This window comes from Streptococcus sp. HMSC061D10 (genome assembly GCF_001808865.1).
GTDB lineage: Bacteria > Bacillota > Bacilli > Lactobacillales > Streptococcaceae > Streptococcus.
In genome coordinates, this window is the sequence record NZ_KV795020.1 from 81,076 (window position 1) to 99,261 (window position 18,186).

Annotated in this window: 17 protein-coding genes; 9 read left to right on the forward strand and 8 right to left on the reverse strand. The window is 40.1% G+C overall.

The window, feature by feature from the left end; translation table 11 throughout:
* Window positions 1-238: 238 nt before the first annotated feature.
* Window positions 239-508, reverse strand: coding sequence for a 30S ribosomal protein S15 (rpsO, locus tag HMPREF2728_RS07070; protein ID WP_001018251.1), 270 nt, complete (start codon window positions 506-508; stop codon window positions 239-241).
* 204 nt (window positions 509-712) lie between these two features.
* On the opposite strand from rpsO, the gene HMPREF2728_RS10985 reads away from it, so the two are divergent.
* Both HMPREF2728_RS10985 and thrS read left to right on the forward strand, forming a co-directional pair.
* The gene (locus tag HMPREF2728_RS10985; protein ID WP_075227468.1) at window positions 713-1,084 is read left to right on the forward strand and encodes a hypothetical protein; all 372 of its coding nucleotides are present in this window, start codon (window positions 713-715) and stop codon (window positions 1,082-1,084) included.
* 318 nt (window positions 1,085-1,402) lie between these two features.
* Window positions 1,403-3,346, forward strand: coding sequence for a threonine--tRNA ligase (gene thrS / locus HMPREF2728_RS07080; RefSeq protein WP_075227469.1), 1,944 nt, complete (start codon window positions 1,403-1,405; stop codon window positions 3,344-3,346).
* Between the two features lie 210 nt (window positions 3,347-3,556).
* On the opposite strand, the gene HMPREF2728_RS07085 is transcribed toward thrS, so the two are convergent.
* The 5 genes from HMPREF2728_RS07085 to HMPREF2728_RS07105 all read right to left on the reverse strand — a co-directional run bounded on the left by HMPREF2728_RS07085 (window position 3,557) and on the right by HMPREF2728_RS07105 (window position 9,754).
* On the reverse strand, window positions 3,557-4,606 hold the full coding sequence (locus tag HMPREF2728_RS07085; protein ID WP_075227470.1) for a DUF389 domain-containing protein: 1,050 nt from the start codon (window positions 4,604-4,606) through the stop codon (window positions 3,557-3,559).
* 426 nt (window positions 4,607-5,032) lie between these two features.
* Window positions 5,033-7,024 carry an ABC transporter permease gene (locus HMPREF2728_RS07090; RefSeq protein ID WP_075227471.1) on the reverse strand — a complete coding sequence of 664 codons (1,992 nt, stop codon included), beginning with the start codon at window positions 7,022-7,024 and terminating at the stop codon, window positions 5,033-5,035.
* A 1-nt stretch (window position 7,025) separates the two neighbouring features.
* Window positions 7,026-7,784: an ABC transporter ATP-binding protein gene (locus HMPREF2728_RS07095; protein ID WP_000173364.1), complete on the reverse strand. Its 759-nt coding sequence runs from the start codon at window positions 7,782-7,784 to the stop codon at window positions 7,026-7,028.
* Between the two features lie 325 nt (window positions 7,785-8,109).
* A complete protein-coding gene (locus HMPREF2728_RS07100) occupies window positions 8,110-9,084 on the reverse strand; it encodes a sensor histidine kinase (protein ID WP_075227472.1) in 975 nt (324 codons plus the stop codon).
* Window positions 9,077-9,754, reverse strand: coding sequence for a response regulator transcription factor (locus HMPREF2728_RS07105; RefSeq protein WP_000548968.1), 678 nt, complete (start codon window positions 9,752-9,754; stop codon window positions 9,077-9,079). The genes HMPREF2728_RS07100 and HMPREF2728_RS07105 overlap by 8 nt, the downstream gene beginning before the upstream one ends.
* 95 nt (window positions 9,755-9,849) lie before the next feature.
* Here HMPREF2728_RS07105 and HMPREF2728_RS07110 point away from each other — a divergent pair, with 95 nt between their 5' ends.
* Window positions 9,850-10,926, forward strand: coding sequence for a DUF2974 domain-containing protein (locus HMPREF2728_RS07110; protein ID WP_075227473.1), 1,077 nt, complete (start codon window positions 9,850-9,852; stop codon window positions 10,924-10,926).
* A 105-nt stretch (window positions 10,927-11,031) separates the two neighbouring features.
* The gene (locus HMPREF2728_RS07115) at window positions 11,032-11,661 is read left to right on the forward strand and encodes an MBL fold metallo-hydrolase (RefSeq protein ID WP_075227474.1); all 630 of its coding nucleotides are present in this window, start codon (window positions 11,032-11,034) and stop codon (window positions 11,659-11,661) included.
* Window positions 11,662-11,700: 39 nt separating this feature from the next.
* On the opposite strand, the gene HMPREF2728_RS07120 is transcribed toward HMPREF2728_RS07115, so the two are convergent.
* Window positions 11,701-13,593: a M13 family metallopeptidase gene (locus HMPREF2728_RS07120; RefSeq protein ID WP_075227475.1), complete on the reverse strand. Its 1,893-nt coding sequence runs from the start codon at window positions 13,591-13,593 to the stop codon at window positions 11,701-11,703.
* Window positions 13,594-13,770: 177 nt separating this feature from the next.
* Here HMPREF2728_RS07120 and HMPREF2728_RS07125 point away from each other — a divergent pair, with 177 nt between their 5' ends.
* The 5 genes from HMPREF2728_RS07125 (at window position 13,771) to HMPREF2728_RS07145 (ending at window position 17,656) form a co-directional block, all read left to right on the forward strand.
* Window positions 13,771-14,493: a metal ABC transporter ATP-binding protein gene (locus HMPREF2728_RS07125; protein WP_000619164.1), complete on the forward strand. Its 723-nt coding sequence runs from the start codon at window positions 13,771-13,773 to the stop codon at window positions 14,491-14,493.
* On the forward strand, window positions 14,490-15,338 hold the full coding sequence (locus HMPREF2728_RS07130; RefSeq protein ID WP_075227476.1) for a metal ABC transporter permease: 849 nt from the start codon (window positions 14,490-14,492) through the stop codon (window positions 15,336-15,338). The genes HMPREF2728_RS07125 and HMPREF2728_RS07130 overlap by 4 nt, the downstream gene beginning before the upstream one ends.
* 31 nt (window positions 15,339-15,369) lie before the next feature.
* Window positions 15,370-16,299, forward strand: a complete 930-nt coding sequence (gene psaA / locus HMPREF2728_RS07135; RefSeq protein ID WP_075227477.1) for a metal ABC transporter substrate-binding lipoprotein/adhesin PsaA — start codon at window positions 15,370-15,372, stop codon at window positions 16,297-16,299.
* A 122-nt stretch (window positions 16,300-16,421) separates the two neighbouring features.
* The gene (gene tpx / locus HMPREF2728_RS07140) at window positions 16,422-16,916 is read left to right on the forward strand and encodes a thiol peroxidase (protein WP_075227647.1); all 495 of its coding nucleotides are present in this window, start codon (window positions 16,422-16,424) and stop codon (window positions 16,914-16,916) included.
* An 89-nt stretch (window positions 16,917-17,005) separates the two neighbouring features.
* Complete coding sequence (locus HMPREF2728_RS07145; RefSeq protein ID WP_075227478.1) at window positions 17,006-17,656, forward strand: metal-dependent transcriptional regulator; 651 nt, start codon at window positions 17,006-17,008, stop codon at window positions 17,654-17,656.
* Between the two features lie 72 nt (window positions 17,657-17,728).
* Here HMPREF2728_RS07145 and dtd read toward each other — a convergent pair whose 3' ends face one another.
* Window positions 17,729-18,172 carry a D-aminoacyl-tRNA deacylase gene (dtd, locus tag HMPREF2728_RS07150; protein ID WP_075227479.1) on the reverse strand — a complete coding sequence of 148 codons (444 nt, stop codon included), beginning with the start codon at window positions 18,170-18,172 and terminating at the stop codon, window positions 17,729-17,731.
* Window positions 18,173-18,186 lie beyond the last annotated feature (14 nt).

Below are 18,186 nucleotides of genomic sequence, written 5' to 3' on the forward strand. Positions count from 1 at the left end.
TATATCGAGGTAAGGTGACAAAAATAAAAAAAGCTACTCAACTAGAGTAGCCTTATTTTCAAGATGTGCTCAATTGAACACGGCCTTAGCACTTGGCAAAAACAAAAAAGCCCTCTGAAATCAGAGAGCTTGATTCTTGCTGGACAAAACGTTTATAGACTAGGCGGCAAGCCGAAGATTGTACTGATGGTACATCGAGGCGAAGCCAACGAAGTATAGAAACGTTTTAGACGCAAGATTAGCGACGAAGTCCAAGAGAGTTGATCAACTCACGGTAACGGTTAACGTCGTTTTTACGCAAGTATGCAAGCAAGTTACGACGACGACCGATTTTCTTCATCAAACCACGGTAAGTAGCGTGGTCTTTTTTGTGTTGTTTGATGTGTTCGTTAAGGTGGTTGATTTCCCAAGTAAGGACAGCAACTTGAACCTCTACTGAACCTGTATCACCTTCGTGACGTGCATATTGTGCGATGATTTCATTTTTTTTCTCTTTTGAGATTGCCATGATGTTTCTCCTTTTTATTTGGCTTCATCCGAGTGACAGGTTGGCATGCCTGTAACCAAGAAGAAGTTATTTGTCTTTACGACAATTTCTATTCTACCAGTAACTAACTTCTTTGTCAACTGATTTACTATTCTTACTGCAAATATGCTATAATATTCATAGGAAGGATATCTAAGTTGATAGTTTTATAACGAGGTGATTACCATGCGAAAATTCTTTAAATATCTCCCCTACTATCTGGTCGTATTTTTCTTTTATTGTCCACTTTATGGATTATTTATACTACTATTACAGAATCCAAAACTAACGGAGCTCTATCTTTTAAATATATTCATTATTTCGCCTGTTGTAGTTTTTATAGTCTCTCTTCTTTATAGCTACCGTTTTGGTTTTTCACTACATTGGCTTTTAGGTAGTTGCTTGCTCTATGGCTTTACTATCATTCCTTTCAGAGAATTTATCATTGTTTATTTCCTAGCCTATGAAATTCTTATTCTACTAGGTACAGTTATTGGTGCCACTATCAGGTATCTGGTTCAAAAACTGAAAAACAAAAAACTTTCACAAAATCCTTGAAAAATCTCGCAATCATGCTATAATAATGCATAGAGACAAGTCACTTAGAATCTTTCTTTTAGAGAGTGCGTGGTTGCTGAGAACGCATAGGAAGTCTAAACTGATACTACTCTACTGACTTTTATGCAAACATAAAACGGTGGCCACGTTAGAGCCAATCAGAGGTGTCCCTCTTTTTTGAGGAACATAAATGAAGGTGGAACCACGTTGCGACGTCCTTTTTAGGATGTCGCTTTTTGTTTTTCTTTATTTAAAACTGCAAAATAGGGAAACACTTCTACTTTAGAAATAATGGATAACCAATATAAGGAGAAAATCATGATTCAAATTACTTTCCCAGATGGCGCTGTTCGTGAATTCGAATCTGGCGTTACAACTTTTGAAATTGCCCAATCTATCAGCAATTCCCTAGCTAAGAAAGCTCTTGCTGGTAAATTTAACGGTAAATTGATTGACACCACTCGTGCCATCACCGAAGATGGAAGCATTGAAATCGTGACACCTGATCACGAAGATGCTCTTCCAATCTTGCGTCACTCAGCTGCTCACTTGTTCGCTCAAGCTGCTCGTCGCCTCTTCCCAGACATTCATTTGGGTGTCGGTCCAGCTATCGAAGATGGTTTCTACTACGATACAGATAACCAAGCTGGTCAAATCTCTAACGAAGACCTTCCTCGCATCGAAGAAGAAATGCAAAAAATCGTTAAAGAAAACTTCCCATCTATCCGTGAAGAAGTGACTAAAGACGAGGCGCGTGAAATTTTCAAAAATGATCCATACAAATTGGAATTGATCGAAGAACACTCAGAAGATGAGGGCGGTTTGACTATCTACCGTCAAGGAGAGTATGTGGACCTCTGCCGTGGACCACACGTCCCATCAACAGGTCGCATCCAAATCTTCCACCTTCTCAACGTAGCTGGTGCCTACTGGCGTGGAAATAGCGATAATGCTATGATGCAACGGATCTACGGTACAGCTTGGTTTGACAAGAAAGACTTGAAGAACTACCTTCAAATGCGTGAAGAAGCCAAAGAACGTGACCACCGTAAACTTGGTAAAGAATTGGATCTCTTTATGATTTCTCAAGAAGTTGGTCAAGGACTTCCATTCTGGTTGCCAAATGGAGCGACTATCCGTCGTGAATTGGAACGTTACATTGTCGACAAAGAGTTGGCTTCTGGCTACCAACACGTTTACACTCCACCGCTTGCTTCTGTTGAACTTTACAAAACTTCTGGTCACTGGGATCATTACCAAGAAGATATGTTCCCAACTATGGATATGGGAGATGGTGAAGAATTCGTCCTTCGTCCAATGAACTGCCCACACCACATCCAAGTTTTTAAACACCATGTTCACTCATACCGTGAATTACCAATCCGTATCGCTGAAATTGGGATGCAGCACCGCTATGAGAAATCTGGTGCTTTGACTGGTCTCCAACGTGTACGTGAAATGTCTCTTAACGACGGTCACCTCTTTGTGACTCCAGAACAAATCCAAGAAGAATTCCAACGTGCCCTTCAGTTGATTATTGATGTATATGGGGACTTCAACCTAAACGAATACCGCTTCCGCCTCTCTCTTCGTGACCCTCATGATACTCACAAGTACTTTGATAACGATGAGATGTGGGAAAATGCTCAAACTATGCTTCGTGCAGCCCTTGACGAGATGGGCGTGGACTACTTTGAAGCAGAAGGTGAAGCTGCCTTCTACGGACCAAAATTGGATATCCAAGTTAAGACAGCTCTTGGAAAAGAAGAAACTCTTTCTACTATCCAGCTTGACTTCTTGCTTCCAGAACGCTTCGACCTTAAATACATCGGAGCTGATGGTGAAGAACACCGTCCAGTTATGATTCACCGTGGTGTTATCTCAACGATGGAACGCTTCACAGCTATCTTGATTGAAAACTACAAGGGGGCTTTCCCAACATGGCTTGCACCTCACCAAGTAACTCTTATCCCAGTTTCGAACGAAAAACACGTGGATTACGCTTGGGAAGTAGCTAAGAAACTCCGTGATTGTGGCGTCCGTGCTGATGTGGATGAACGTAATGAAAAAATGCAATTCAAGATTCGCGCTTCTCAAACTCAAAAGATTCCTTACCAATTAATCGTTGGTGATAAGGAAATGGAAGAGCAAGCCGTAAACGTTCGCCGCTATGGTCAAAAAGAAACAGAAACCATGCCAGTAGATGCATTTGTAGAATTGATTCTTGCAGATATTGCTAACAAGTCTCGTGTTGAGAAATAAACCATTTAACCTGGAACAAAATCTCAGCCACCTAAAAAGCAACAACTATTTCAGTTGTTGCTTTTTTATATTTTGATTAAGCTGAGCTAGTAGTGATTGTCAAACTACCACAAATGGCATCCTCATCAACAATTCTTTCTATCCACTAATTTTTGGGTGTAGGATATCCTCCCAAGATTTGCTTCCATGAGTTAGATAAGTTCAATATCCTCAATCCTTGTCTGCTTCATTTTCTTTTACGAGATCTTTTTGTGAATCTTTTTCAGAGAGTTTTTGATCGATATACTTGTTAATGGTTTCATAAAATTCCTTGGTCATCTCACTATCTAATTTTGTCGAATTATGTACCTGATTGACTTTCAATTGAACAGATTGAATACCGTAAGAGGCTTGTTTTTGGCGAATGGTTTCTAATTCTTCTTCTGAAATCGGATCTCCAACAACCGTCAAGACCAATTCATTGTCCCTAGACTTGTAGACTTGATTAATGACCGTATGATTGGCGAACTCTTTTCCTACAAACTGTTTGATCCCTTCTTTTCGTGCTTGATCCATCGTCAGAGTGACTGCTGAATAGCTGGCTGGAAGAACCAATAATACAATCAAGGATATCAACCCAATTCTCATTTTAATGTTTAGCTCTTTAAATGAACTTAAAGGAGATTTTCTCATTAAAATTCTTGTTCCAACAATATTGGTTAGCATGATAAAGACACAGTTAATCAAGAAAAGATAGAGAGCCCCAAATAAAAATCGTACATTTCCATTAGCTAAACCATAGCCTGCAGTACAGATAGGTGGCATTAGAGCTGTTGCAATGGCTACTCCAGGCACGATATTGTTTGCTTCTTTTTTCCTTGAACCAATTACACCTGCTATCCCACCAGCAATAGCAATGAGAACATCCCAAATGGTTGGAGAGGTTCGTGCAATCAACTCGCTACTTGCATAAGATAAGGGAGAAATCCAGAAATACAGAGTCGAGACAAGCAAACTGACCAATACTTGAGTAAATAAAACCTCTAGAGATTGCTTGATTAAACGCGTATCAAAAATAGCTAAACCGAATCCCAGTCCAACAATCGGTGTCATAAGAGGGGAAATCAGCATGGCTCCAATAATGACAGCTGTTGAATTCATATTTAGACCTATAGAGGCAATAAAAATCGCACACATCAAAATCACTGTATCTCTTAATCGAACATGAAGGTCATCATATAGTTTCTCGCGGAATTCACGTGTTGAATAGTTTCCGGACATTGGTTACTCCTTTTATTTCATATAATCTTGTTTCTGCATGGATAATGGTAGAGAGACATCTGTCCAATTTGACATATTTTTAATTCTCACCTGTCATTCTTTTGAACATTTTCTTTTAAATATCTATCAATCCATTCTTGATATTATATCAAAAATTTTACAACCTTTCTCTGAAGAACTCAATCAATTTAAAAGATAGTGAAAGGAAGTAATTTTTGTTTCCTTAGCTGAAGAAGAAAAAACGATATCTCCTCTGAAAGAAGATAACGTTTTAATGTTTAAACATGGTGAGTTTGTAGCAGCAATCCTAGCTGATATCGCCAACAAATCACGTGTTGAGAAATAAGAGATAAAACCTGGTACAAAATGCCAGCTACAAAAAAAGCAACAACTGTTTCAGCTGTTGCTTTTTTGATGTTTCTGTTTTTACATTTGAACAATTCTACGATAGCTTCTTGAAGTAATCATAAAGATTAGGACATAAACTAAAGCAAAGATACCACAAATAGAAAGTGTTACGCTTAACATCATAGCTGTATCTACTACCCCAATAACCTTGAGAATTAAGCTCAACATATGATAGGCAAATGCCAAGTGAAGAAAGGCAAAGATTACAGGGAGGAAGAAGACGGTCAAGACCTGCTTGTTAATGGTTTGTTTGATTTGTTTTTGGTCCAAGCCAACTTTTTGCAAAATCACAAAACGTTCACGGTCTTCATAACCTTCTGAGATTTGTTTATAGTAGATAACGAGTACTGTTCCAATCATAAAGATGATAGAGAGGAAAATACCAATAAAGAGAACTCCTCCAAAGAGAGCATTCATTTGGGCAATTGCATCACTTGCAGTGCCTCCACCATAAACCATACCGTCTTTATTTTTGAGATTATGACTAAAATTATTTGCAAACTCCTCAAAATCATCAGATAGCTTTAACTGTTCCTCTAGACTAGCTGTTACATCCATACCACCGTAGAGCTGTGTGTATATAGCTGAATCCTGGTATTGTTCCAAAAAGCTTTGAAGATCAGCTACTACAAGATAGTTATAATCCGATACCAATAGTACATAAGGATTGGAAACATGATTAGCAATAAAATCCTGCTGGATTGCTTCCTTGATCGTATAGTTCTGATTGTTTAGACTAAATGCTTTCTGTCCTTTAAGTTGGTCATTTCGAACCCAAAGCCCTACTTCATCTCCAGTGAGATTTAATTTCTGACCAGTCATCTTTTCGTAATCTTTTTGGTCGAAAACTAAGAAGACAGTCTTGGGCATAACACTATTTTGCCCTTTTTCAAAGATGGTTAATTTGGTCCCGTCTTGACTCGAAAGACCGAAACTTGCATAACTGAGAACATCCTTAGTGCTGATGGTTAGGTTCTTTTCGCTAGCGTATTGAGTCAAAAGCTTGTCTAAATCCTCAACTTCTACATGTTGCCCCTTGACTTCAAAATCGTGAGGATATAGGAGTTTTTTCATGTTTTCAGAACCGTTGTAGATACTGGTTGCTGCCGACATGGTGATTAAAACCATGGTTGAAAGGATGGCAATGGTTGCTAATCCGACAGCATTTTTTTTCATACGAAAGATAAGGTTAGAAACAGAGATGAGGTTATTTGGTTGGTAGTAATATCTCTTGTTTTTCTTGAGCAACTGCAAGAAAACTGTAATACCAGCATTGAATAAGAGATAGGTCCCTACAATAACTAACATAACCGCAATAAAGAAAGTAGCTACAGCTTTGAATGCATCTGTTACGCTTAGTGCCAAGTAGTAGCCACCACCTAGTGCAATGAGCCCTACTAAAGTTTGAAGGACTAGGAAACGCCCCTTCTTCTCACCTTTTGCTTTCTCACGAGAAAGTTGCAGAGCATCCATACGGATAATGCGGAGAGCGTTTAGGAAGACAATGACTAAAAAGACAAGCCCAAATACCAGAAGGATGGAAAGGACTACGGACCATTGGAAGGTGGCTACTAACTCCACCTTCATCTTTGCAAGTTTGAGCAATAAGGCAAAGATGAGATTGTCAAAGAGAGCACCAATCCCAATACCTGCAGTGACTGTTACTAGCCCAAAAATCAAGAGTTCCTTGAAGGTCATACCAATCAAGTGACGCTTTTCTAAGCCTAACATGCCATATACACCCAGTTCTTTGGAGCGATTTTTCATGACAAAACTGTTGGCATAAAGAACGATAATGGCTGATGCAAGTGTCACTACGACAAGCCCTAGTTGTAGGGTAAATTGTATAGCAGATGCACCACGCAAATCCACAATTTTAGGATTAAAGGCTAGGGAGTAAAAGAGATAGCTAATAGTGACTGCCAAAATGACAGACAGAGCAAAAGGATAATAGAGTTTGCGGTTTTTGATTAAGTTGGATATGGCCAACTTATTGGTTAATCGAAACATACTAGTTCACCTCACTTGCCATAACAGTCAAGGTGTCAGAGATTTCTTGGAACATCTGACGTTCAGTCTTTTCACCACGGTAGATTTGATTATAGAGAATACCGTCCTTGATGAAGAGGACACGTTTTGCACGGCTGGCTGCAGCTGTTGAGTGGGTTACCATAAGAATGGTTTGTCCTTGTTCATTGATTTGATCAAAGATATCAAGGAGGGCTGCAGATGATTTAGAGTCTAGAGCTCCTGTTGGCTCGTCAGCAAGGAGAATTTCTGGTTCTGTAATGATAGCGCGGGCTACTGCTACCCGTTGCTTTTGTCCACCAGAGATTTCATAAGGGTACTTCTCCTGCAATTGATTGATGCCAAGATTTTCAGCCGTCACGACTAATTTTTTCATCATTTCTGTAATAGGCTTTCTAGACAATACCAAAGGGAGTAAGATATTGTCTTTAACAGAAAGCGTATCTAACAAATTGAAATCTTGGAAGACAAAGCCTAACTTTTCACGACGGAAGCTTGATGCTTCAGTATTTTTAATGGTAGCTGTGTCTGTTCCGTTTAGGAAGACCTGACCACGAGTTGGTTTGTCAAGCATAGCGAGAATATTGAGTAGTGTTGATTTACCTGAACCAGATTCACCCATGATGGCAACGTAGTCACCTTTTTCTACAGTAAAATGAATATCTTTCAGGGCTTCTACTTGATTGCCTTGGAAACGTGTTTTATAAATCTTTTGAACGTGTTTTACATCTAATAGTGTCATGATAATCTCCTTTTTAATATCCCATTAATTGAAACTGAGCTTGCATCATTTCGATGCCGAACTGAACTCGCTCGATATCCTTTTGACTTGGTTTACTTGTATGTTTCTTTTGTAAAATTGTTTTCATGGGTTCTCTCCTTTTTCTTTATGCTATAAGTTTACTCCCAAAAAAGAAGACTTGCCATAACATAACCTTACAAAAGAGCCCTTTAATCTTACATTTTTGTAAGATTACATTTTTTATCTAATTGAAGCCTTTTTTCTCACTATATCAAGGTCTAAAGAAGAGCCTGAAAGGATTCTTCCAAGCTCTTAGCAATTCTTTTCATTCGATCAGTAGGTTTACTTCTGAAAACTTAATGCGCACAGTCGTCCCTTGACCAAGTTCAGATTCGATACGGATTTGATGTCCTAATTCTTGGCTAATTTTTTGGGTCAGATAGAGCCCAAGTCCAGATGACTGCTGAGTCATGCGACCATTGTAGCCTGAAAATCCGCGTTCAAAAACTCGCAATTGATCACTGTTTTTAATGCCAATCCCAGTATCTTTGATGCAAAGTTCTTGATCTTCCATATAGATCTCAATTCCACCTTCATTTGTGTATTTGAGGCTATTTGAAAGGATTTGTTCAATGACTACTAGCAACCATTTTTTATCCGTTACAATGCTTCTATCCAAGTCATGCAGATTAACACTTAAACCTTTCTGGATAAAGAAAATGGCATATTTGCGAATGACTTCCTTGATCAAATCCTCCACATTTTCTTTCTTCAACACCAGATCATCATGGAAGCTCTCTAAGCGTAGATATTGGAGTACGAGATTGGTATAGGAATCAATCTTAAAAATTTCCTGCTCCAACTGTTGTTTCAGTTGGCGATCCGCCACCTCGCTCACTAGGAGTTTACTGGCTGCAATTGGTGTTTTTATCTGATGAACCCAGAGTGTATAGTAGTCCACCAAATCATTATAGCGGTTTTCAGCATCTGATTTCTTTTGATAGAGTTCAGATTCGCTTTTCTCTAATTTTTCAGTTAGAAGGACTTCCATTGGGGACTTGGCGTCTCTTTTTCCGTAAAACAATTCCTTACGATAGCGTTGCAATTCTATCAAAAAATCATAGACCAAAAACAAAAGTGTTAAAAAGGTAGATAGAAAGAAGAAATAATTAAAGTAGGGCACTTGGTTATCAAATAAGACCTCAAAGAGAAAAAGTAAACCTGTAAGTAAGAAAATAAACACGAAAAAACGGCTACGCGAACGGATATAAGCTAGAAAAAAACTTTTGAAATCAAGCATGTTTCAATCCGTACCCTATTCCTTTCTTGGTTTCGATAAAACCAATCAAACCTTCTTCCTCCAATTTCTTACGCAAGCGGGCGACATTTACGGACAGGGTATTATCATCGATAAAAAAGTCACTATTCCAGAGCTCCCGCATCAAATCGTCACGCGCTACGATATTTCCCGCATGCTCAAATAAGACACGTAAAATCTGAAATTCATTCTTGGTTAAACTGATAGCTTTGCCATTGACATGCACATCCATAGACTTGGTATTGAGGATAACTCCAGCATACTCTAAGAGACTTTCATCCCGTCCAAACTCATAGGAACGACGCAATAAGCCCTGTACCTTGGCTAAAAGAACCTGCTGGTCAAAAGGCTTGGTTACAAAGTCATCCGCCCCCATATTAATGGCCATCACGATGTCCATAGCCTGGTCTCTCGAAGACAGAAACATAATGGGAACTTTTGAAATCTTGCGAATCTCTTGGCACCAGTGATAGCCATTAAAGAGAGGCAAGCCGATATCCATGAGAACCAGATGAGGCTCAGACTGAACAAATAGTGTTAGAACTTCCATGAAGTCTTCTACCATGACTACCTCAAATCCCCATTCAGAGAGCATTTTCCCAACTTGTTGACGGATAACTGGATCATCTTCTACTAGTAAAATCTTATGCATCTGCTCCTCCTTTTTCTATATTATAGCAAAATTCTCCTCACTACTAGCGAAATTGATGTAAATCTGATAAGATAAAAGTTAAGAAAGGAGTTCCCATGACCAATATTTTCGACTACCTAACTGACGTTCAATACGATTCTTTTTACGATCTTCCCTTAAATGAACTGGATATACTTGCTTTTACAGAGCTGACTTATCTTCCTTTTGATAACTTATTGGAACAGCCTGTCAATCGTCTAAGCGATGTCGCAACCCGTGTTCCTCGTGAGACTAACATGTTGACCAATAAAGAACGTCTTCAACTCCTCGATCAGTTATCCCAGCACAAACGTTTTAAAAATAGCAAACTTTCAAATTTTGTCAATGAGATTGATACGGAGCAACAGAAACAGTTCGCTGCTATGACCTATCGCCTTGATTTAGATACTTATCTGATTGTCTTTCGAGGAACGGATGATAGTATTATTGGTTGGAAGGAAGATTTCCACATGACCTACATGAAGGAAATCCCTGCCCAAAAGCATGCTCTTGAATACTTGGAAGAATTCTTTACCCAACATCCAAAACAAAAAGTGATTGTAGCTGGACATTCTAAAGGTGGGAATCTGGCTGTCTATGCTACCAGTCAAATCCAGCCTGAATTGCAAGAAAAAGTCTCCGCAGTTTATACCTATGACGCCCCTGGTTTGCAGGTTCATCTGACTGAGACCACTGGTTATCAAGATGTTATTCCAAAAATTCACCGTTTCGTCCCACAAGGTTCTGTCATCGGCATGATGCTGGAAGTTCCTGATACTCCTATCGTCGTCAAATCTACGGCTCTCGGAGGAATCGCCCAACACAGCACCTTTAGCTGGCTAACCGAGGGACACCACTTTGTCCAACTAGAGGCCATCAGTAGCGAGAGTCTCCAAATCAAAGACACTCTTAAAGAATGGGTGGATAGTGTTCCCGATGAAGAATTGGAGCTCTACTTCGATCTCTTCTTTGGTACCATTCTAGAATCTGGAATCAGTTCCATTAATGAACTGTCTTCTAAAAATGCTATTGACCATGTTCGACAACTTGTTTCTCAAGCCCAGACACTGGAGCCCGAGCAAGTTGAAATCTTAAAAAATCTGACACAACTCCTACTGGATGCTCGTCTCCAAGCCTGGAAAAATCATTTTTAATAACAAGAAAGTCCCTTCCTTTATGGAGGGACTTTCTTGTTGATTCCTTATTTTATTCTTCTGTGTTATACTAGTAGGAGTAAATGCTTTGAAAGAGGAAATCCTATGAAAATCCATAAAACTGTGAACCCTGTTGCCTATGAAAACACTTATTATCTTGAAGGAGACCATCACCTGATTGTGGTTGATCCGGGTAGCAACTGGGAGGCTATTCGTAAGACTATCGAGACCATCAATAAACCAGTCTGTGCGATTCTTCTGACCCACACCCACTACGACCATATTATGAGTCTGGACTTGGTCAGAGATACTTTCGGAAATCCTCCCGTTTATGTGGCAGAAAGTGAAGCATCTTGGCTCTATACTCCTGTTGATAATCTTTCTGGTCTTCCTCGACACGACGATATGACAGATGTCGTATGTAGACCAGCTGAACATACCTTTGTCTTTCATGAAGAATACCAGATTGAGGAGTTCCGCTTTACTGTATTACCAACTTCAGGCCACTCTATTGGTGGTGTATCCTTTGTCTTTCCGGATGCGCAGCTAGTATTAACGGGTGATGCTCTTTTCCGTGAAACTATTGGCCGAACAGATCTACCTACAGGTAGTATGGAACAACTCCTCCATAGTATCCAAACCCAGCTCTTTACTCTTCCTAACTACGATGTCTATCCAGGTCACGGACCTGCTACGACCATCGCTCACGAAAAAACTTTTAATCCATTTTTCTAGCAAGCTAAAAACCAAGGATAATCATCCTTGGTTTTTTGATTACCAAATAATCACACGGTCTTCTGGTGAACGCCACATTCCGTCGCCTTCTTTGACATCATAGGTTGTAAAGAAATCATCAAAGTTTGGCACTTGGACATTGACACGGAGTTTAGCTGGCGCGTGCACATCGACACTTGCCATGAGTTTCATCAACTCTGGGCGGCCTTTCATACGCCAGATACGCGCAAAGTTATGGAAGAATTCTTCGGCTGAGAAGTCAGGTTCTCTCTTGGCAGCTTCAAGGGCAGCAGCAATACCTCCAAGGTCAGCAACGTTTTCTGATACGGTTAATTTACCGTTAATGGTTGCACCGTAAGATTCTTGGCCGTCAAACTGGTCGATAACCTTCTGCGTTTTCTCTTTAAAGGCTGCATAGTCGCTCTCTGTCCACCAGTCCTTGAGACTTCCATTTTCATCAAAGGAAGCTCCGTTAGTATCAAAGGCGTGAGAAATTTCATGGGCAATAACCGCACCAATACCACCATAGTTGGCAGAAGATGACTGATGCAAGTCATAGAATGGCGCCTGTAAGATAGCAGCAGGGAAGACTATCAAGTTCTTTTGTGGATTGTAGTAGGCATTGACCATATGAGCAGGCATTCCCCACTCCTTGTAGTCAACTGGCTGGTTCCACTTGCTCCAGCTGTGCTTGATTTCCACACGCGCAAAGGCGAGGGCATTCTCAAAGAGGCTAGCAGATTCATCTACTACCTTGTCCTTATAGCGGGCTGGTAGCTCCTCTGGATAACCAATATAAGGCTTGATGACATTGAGTTTGACGATGGCTTTTTCTCGTGTTTCAGGAGTCAGCCAGTCATTCTTAGCCAAACGTTCCTTATAAATGTCAATCATGGTCGCCACTTTTTTCTCTACGTCTGCCTTGGCTTCTGGAGAGAATTTTTCGTGGGCATACCAAAGGCCGAGAGCTTGTTTAAAAGGTCCTTGGGCTAAGTGGTAAGCAGCCTTGCGCTTGTCTTGAGCTTCTGGAACTCCTGAAAGGGCACGTCCATAAGCACCTGACAAGACACGAATCTCGTCTGTCAAATAGCTCGTTGAAAGATTGACCACACTCAAGATCAAGCTTGCCTTGAGCAAAGGCCAAGCTTCCTCACTATAAAATTGCTCTGCTGCTTGCCAGAAACGTTCTTCATCTACTATGACCTTATCAGGAACTTGACCAAGAACAGCTTGGAAAAAGTCATCTAAAGGAAGTGCAGGAGCAAACTTTTTGAAATCTTCATAAGAATATGGATGGTAAAGTTTGGCATATTCTGAACTTTCTTCGTTTGAAAGTACGACAGCTGCGATACGGCGGTCCAATTCCAATCGTTTCTCTAGCAAATCTTCGATTTCTTCATCTGAGAAGTTATAGGCTTTGAGGAGATTAGAAGTACTTTCTTTCCAAAGGTTCAATAATTCCTCACGCTGAGGATGGTCTTCCGCATAGTAGGTTGTATCAGGCAAGATAGTTCCTGGTGCACTAGCCCAGAGAACATTAGTTCTAGCATCCATAAAGTCTGGTGAAACACCAAATGGAAGGAAGTTTGGTTTACCAGCTAATTCGAATGCAGCTAGTTTACTTGCGAAATCCGCAAAACTTTCCAAATCTTGATATTCCTTAAGCATTGGAAGGACTGGCTCAATCCCATCAGCTTCTCGTTTGTCAAAATCTCTGACCATGCTATGGTACTTGACAAAATTTGCCAAGATAGCATCTTCTGGCACATCTTCACCTGCCAACCATTTGTCGGTTGTCGTTAGCATCAACTCTTCAATTTCTTCGTCAAGGTCGATAAAACCACCTGTTCTCGATTTATCAGCTGGAATGACGGCAGTCTTTTCCCATTCACCATTTATAGCATCATAAAAATCATCTTGATAACGTGTCATCTTGTTCTCGCTTTCATTTTTCACTTATTCCTAGCTTAGCAAAAATCCCTGGGGAATGCAATTAAAAATACCGTCTTCTTCTGATTGTTTTCTAGTTAATATTTTAAATATTTACAAAATTAACTTGACTTAATTTTTATTTTAATGTATATTAAAAGATAGGAGGAATATAACTGTATGATACGTATCGAAAACCTCAGCGTCTCCTACAAAGAAACGTTGGCACTAAAGGATATTTCACTAGTGCTCCAAGGACCAACTATTACCGGAATTATTGGTCCAAACGGTGCTGGAAAATCAACCTTATTAAAAGGTATGCTGGGAATTATCCCACATCAAGGTCAGGCATTTCTCGATGACAAGGAAGTTAAAAAATCCTTACATCGAATCGCCTATGTCGAACAAAAAATCAATATCGACTACAACTTTCCCATCAAGGTCAAGGAATGCGTCTCGTTAGGACTATTTCCCTCTATCCCTCTCTTTCGAAGTTTAAATGCTAAACATTGGAAGAAAGTGCAAGAAGCCCTTGAAATCGTCGGCCTAGCTGACTACGCTGAACGTCAAATCAGTCAACTGTCTGGAGGTCAATTCCAGCGGGTCTTGATTGCCAGATGTTTGGTTCAGGAAGCCGACTATATCCTCTTGGATGAACCTTTTGTTGGGATTGACTCTGTCAGTGAGGAAATCATCATGAATACGCTGAGAGATTTAAAAAAAGCTGGGAAGACGGTTCTCATCGTCCACCACGACCTCAGCAAGGTTCCCCACTACTTCGATCAAGTCTTGCTTGTCAATCGAGAAGTGATTGCCTTTGGTCCAACCAAAGAAACCTTTACCGAAGCCAATCTCAAAGAAGCTTACGGTAATCGACTCTTTTTCAATGGAGGTGACCTATGATTGCAGAATTTATCGATGGATTGCAAAAATTCCATTTCTTACAAAATGCCTTGATAACAGCTATTGTCGTTGGGGTCGTTGCTGGAGCTGTGGGATGTTTCATCATCCTACGCGGGATGTCACTCATGGGAGATGCCATTTCACATGCTGTCTTGCCAGGTGTTGCCCTCTCCTTTATCTTGGGCGTTGACTTCTTTATCGGAGCCATTGTCTTTGGATTGCTAGCTGCCATCATCATTACCTACATCAAGGGGAACTCGATTATCAAAAGCGATACCGCCATCGGCATTACCTTTTCTTCTTTCTTAGCCCTCGGTATCATCTTGATTAGTGTCGCTAAAAGTTCAACTGACCTTTTCCATATCCTTTTTGGTAATATCTTGGCCGTACAAGATACGGATATGTTTATTACTATGGGTGTTGGAGCAGTCATTCTCTTGTTAATCTGGATTTTCTTCAAGCAACTCTTGATAACTTCCTTTGATGAACTATTGGCTAAAGCCATGGGAATGCCTGTCAATTTCTATCACTACCTACTCATGGTACTCTTGACTCTCGTGTCTGTGACAGCCATGCAAAGTGTCGGAACTATCCTGATTGTAGCCATGCTGATTACCCCAGCTGCAACTGCTTATCTTTATGCTAATAGCCTGAAAAGCATGATTTTCCTTTCCTCAACCTTTGGAGCTACTGCTTCAGTTTTGGGACTCTTTATCGGTTATAGCTTTAACGTTGCGGCAGGTTCTAGTATCGTGCTTACAGCCGCTAGTTTCTTTCTCATTAGCTTCTTTATCGCTCCAAAACAACGATATTTGAAACTGAAAAATAAACATTTGTTAGAATAAGGGGTAAATCCCCAATAAATTGGAGGATCTAATGAAAAAATTAGGTACATTGTTCGTTCTTTTTCTTTCCGTTATTGCTCTTGTAGCATGTGCTAGCGGAAAAAAAGATGCAGCTTCTGGTCAAAAACTAAAAGTTGTTGCTACAAACTCAATCATCGCTGATATTACTAAAAATATTGCTGGTGACAAGATTGATCTTCACAGTATCGTTCCTGTTGGTCAAGACCCTCACGAATACGAACCACTTCCTGAAGACGTCAAGAAAACTTCTCAAGCCGACTTAATCTTCTACAACGGCATCAACCTTGAAACAGGTGGAAATGCCTGGTTTACAAAATTGGTAGAAAATGCTAAGAAAACTGAAAACAAAGACTACTTTGCAGTCAGCGAAGGCGTTGATGTTATCTACCTTGAAGGCCAAAACGAAAAAGGCAAAGAAGACCCACACGCTTGGCTTAACCTTGAAAATGGGATGATTTTTGCTAAAAACATCGCCAAACAATTGAGCGCTAAAGACCCTAGCAACAAGGAATTCTACGAAAAAAATCTCAAAGAATATACTGATAAGCTAGACAAACTGGACAAGGAAGCTAAGGAGAAATTTAACAACATCCCTGCTGAGAAAAAACTCATTGTAACTAGTGAAGGATGCTTCAAATACTTCTCTAAAGCATATGGTGTCCCAAGTGCCTATATCTGGGAAATCAACACTGAAGAAGAAGGAACACCTGACCAAATCAAGACCTTGGTTGAAAAACTTCGCCAAACAAAAACTCCTTCCCTCTTCGTAGAATCAAGTGTGGATGACCGTCCAATGAAAACTGTATCTCAAGACACAAACATCCCAATCTACGCACAAATCTTTACTGACTCTATCGCAGAACAAGGTAAAGAAGGCGACAGTTACTACAACATGATGAAATACAACCTTGACAAGATTGCTGAAGGTTTGGCAAAATAATCCTCTGAAAAACGTCATTCTCACGTGAGCTGGCGTTTTTTCTATACCCATATTTTCAGTCAAATCATTGGAAAATTCTGACTGTTTCAGCTAAAATGGAAGAAAAAAGATTGGAGTATCTTATGGTAACTTTTCTCGGAAATCCTGTAAGCTTTACAGGTAAACAACTACAAGTTGGAGATAAGGCGCTGGACTTTTCTCTCACTGCAACTGATCTTTCTAAAAAATCTCTAGCTGATTTTGATGGGAAGAAAAAAATCTTGAGTGTCGTGCCTTCTATTGATACAGGTATCTGCTCAACTCAAACGCGTCGTTTTAATGAAGAACTAGCTGGACTGGATAATACGGTTGTCTTGACTGTTTCCATGGACCTTCCTTTTGCCCAAAAACGTTGGTGCGGTGCTGAAGGTATTGAAAATGCCATCATGCTTTCAGACTACTTCGACCACTCTTTTGGACAAGATTACGCCCTCTTAATCAATGAGTGGCACTTACTTGCTCGCGCGGTCTTTGTCCTTGATACTGACAATATCATCCGCTATGTTGAGTATGTGGACAATATCAATTCCGAGCCAAACTTTGAAGCAGCCATTGAAGCAGCAAAGTCTCTTGACTAAAAGAAAGCCCACTTGTAACGGGGCAGAAAGCTAGAGAAATCTAGCTTTTTTTGGTATACTAGATGGAGATAATAAACAAGGAAATACGAATGACACCAAATAAAGAAGATTACTTAAAATGTATTTATGAGATTGGCATAGAAGTTCCTAAGATTACCAATAAGGAAATCGCTGCACGGATGCAGGTATCACCTCCAGCTGTAACTGAGATGATCAAGCGCATGCAATCCGAAAATCTTATATTAAAAAATAAAGAAAATGGCTATATACTAACGGATATCGGCTTAAAGCTGGTCTCTGAGCTTTATCGTAAACATCGACTGATAGAGGTCTTTCTAGTTCACCATCTAGACTATACCAGCAATCAGATTCACGATGAGGCTGAGGTATTAGAGCATACCGTTTCAGACCTTTTTGTGGAGCGACTAGAAACTATGTTAGGCTTTCCAAAGACCTGTCCCCATGGTGGAACCATTCCTGCCAAGGGTGAGCTTCTAGTTGAGGTTAATAACCTACCACTCTCTGATATCAAGGCAGCGGGAACCTATCTTTTGACAAGAGTTCATGATAGCTTTGAACTTCTCCAATATTTGGAAAAACATGCCATCCATATTGGAGAACAACTCCAAGTCAAGCAGTTCGATGGCTTCTCTAATACCTTTACTCTGATTCACAACCATGAAGAACTTCAAGTCAGCCTCGAAATCGCCAAACAACTCTATGTTGAAAAGATGAACTAAAAACCCATCCCTAGAAGTTTTATCTTTTAGGGATTTTCTATAACAAAAAACCAAGCAAAAACTTGGTTTTTCTTATCTATTTTTGGTATCAAGGATGATGGTTACGGGGCCATCATTGATCAGTTCCACCTGCATATCTGCTCCGAAGACACCTGTTTTCACAGGAACTTCCTTGGATAGTTCTCGGTTAAAATCTTGATAGAAAGCCTCTGCAACATCAGGCTTAGCAGCACCTGTAAAGGCTGGACGATTGCCTTTTTTGGTATCTGCAAACAGAGTAAACTGAGAGATGGAAAGGACTTGGCCTTGGATATCCTTAACCGATAAGTTCATCTTGCCTTCAGCATCTGAGAAAATTCGCATATTGACAAGCTTTCTGACTGCATAATCCAAATCTTCTTTTTGATCCTCAGGTCCAACACCTACTAAGAGTAAGAGTCCCTGCTGAATTTTCCCATATACTTGACCCTCAATAGAAACTTGAGCTTTCTTGACACGCTGAACGACAATTTTCATAGCAATCCTTTCTG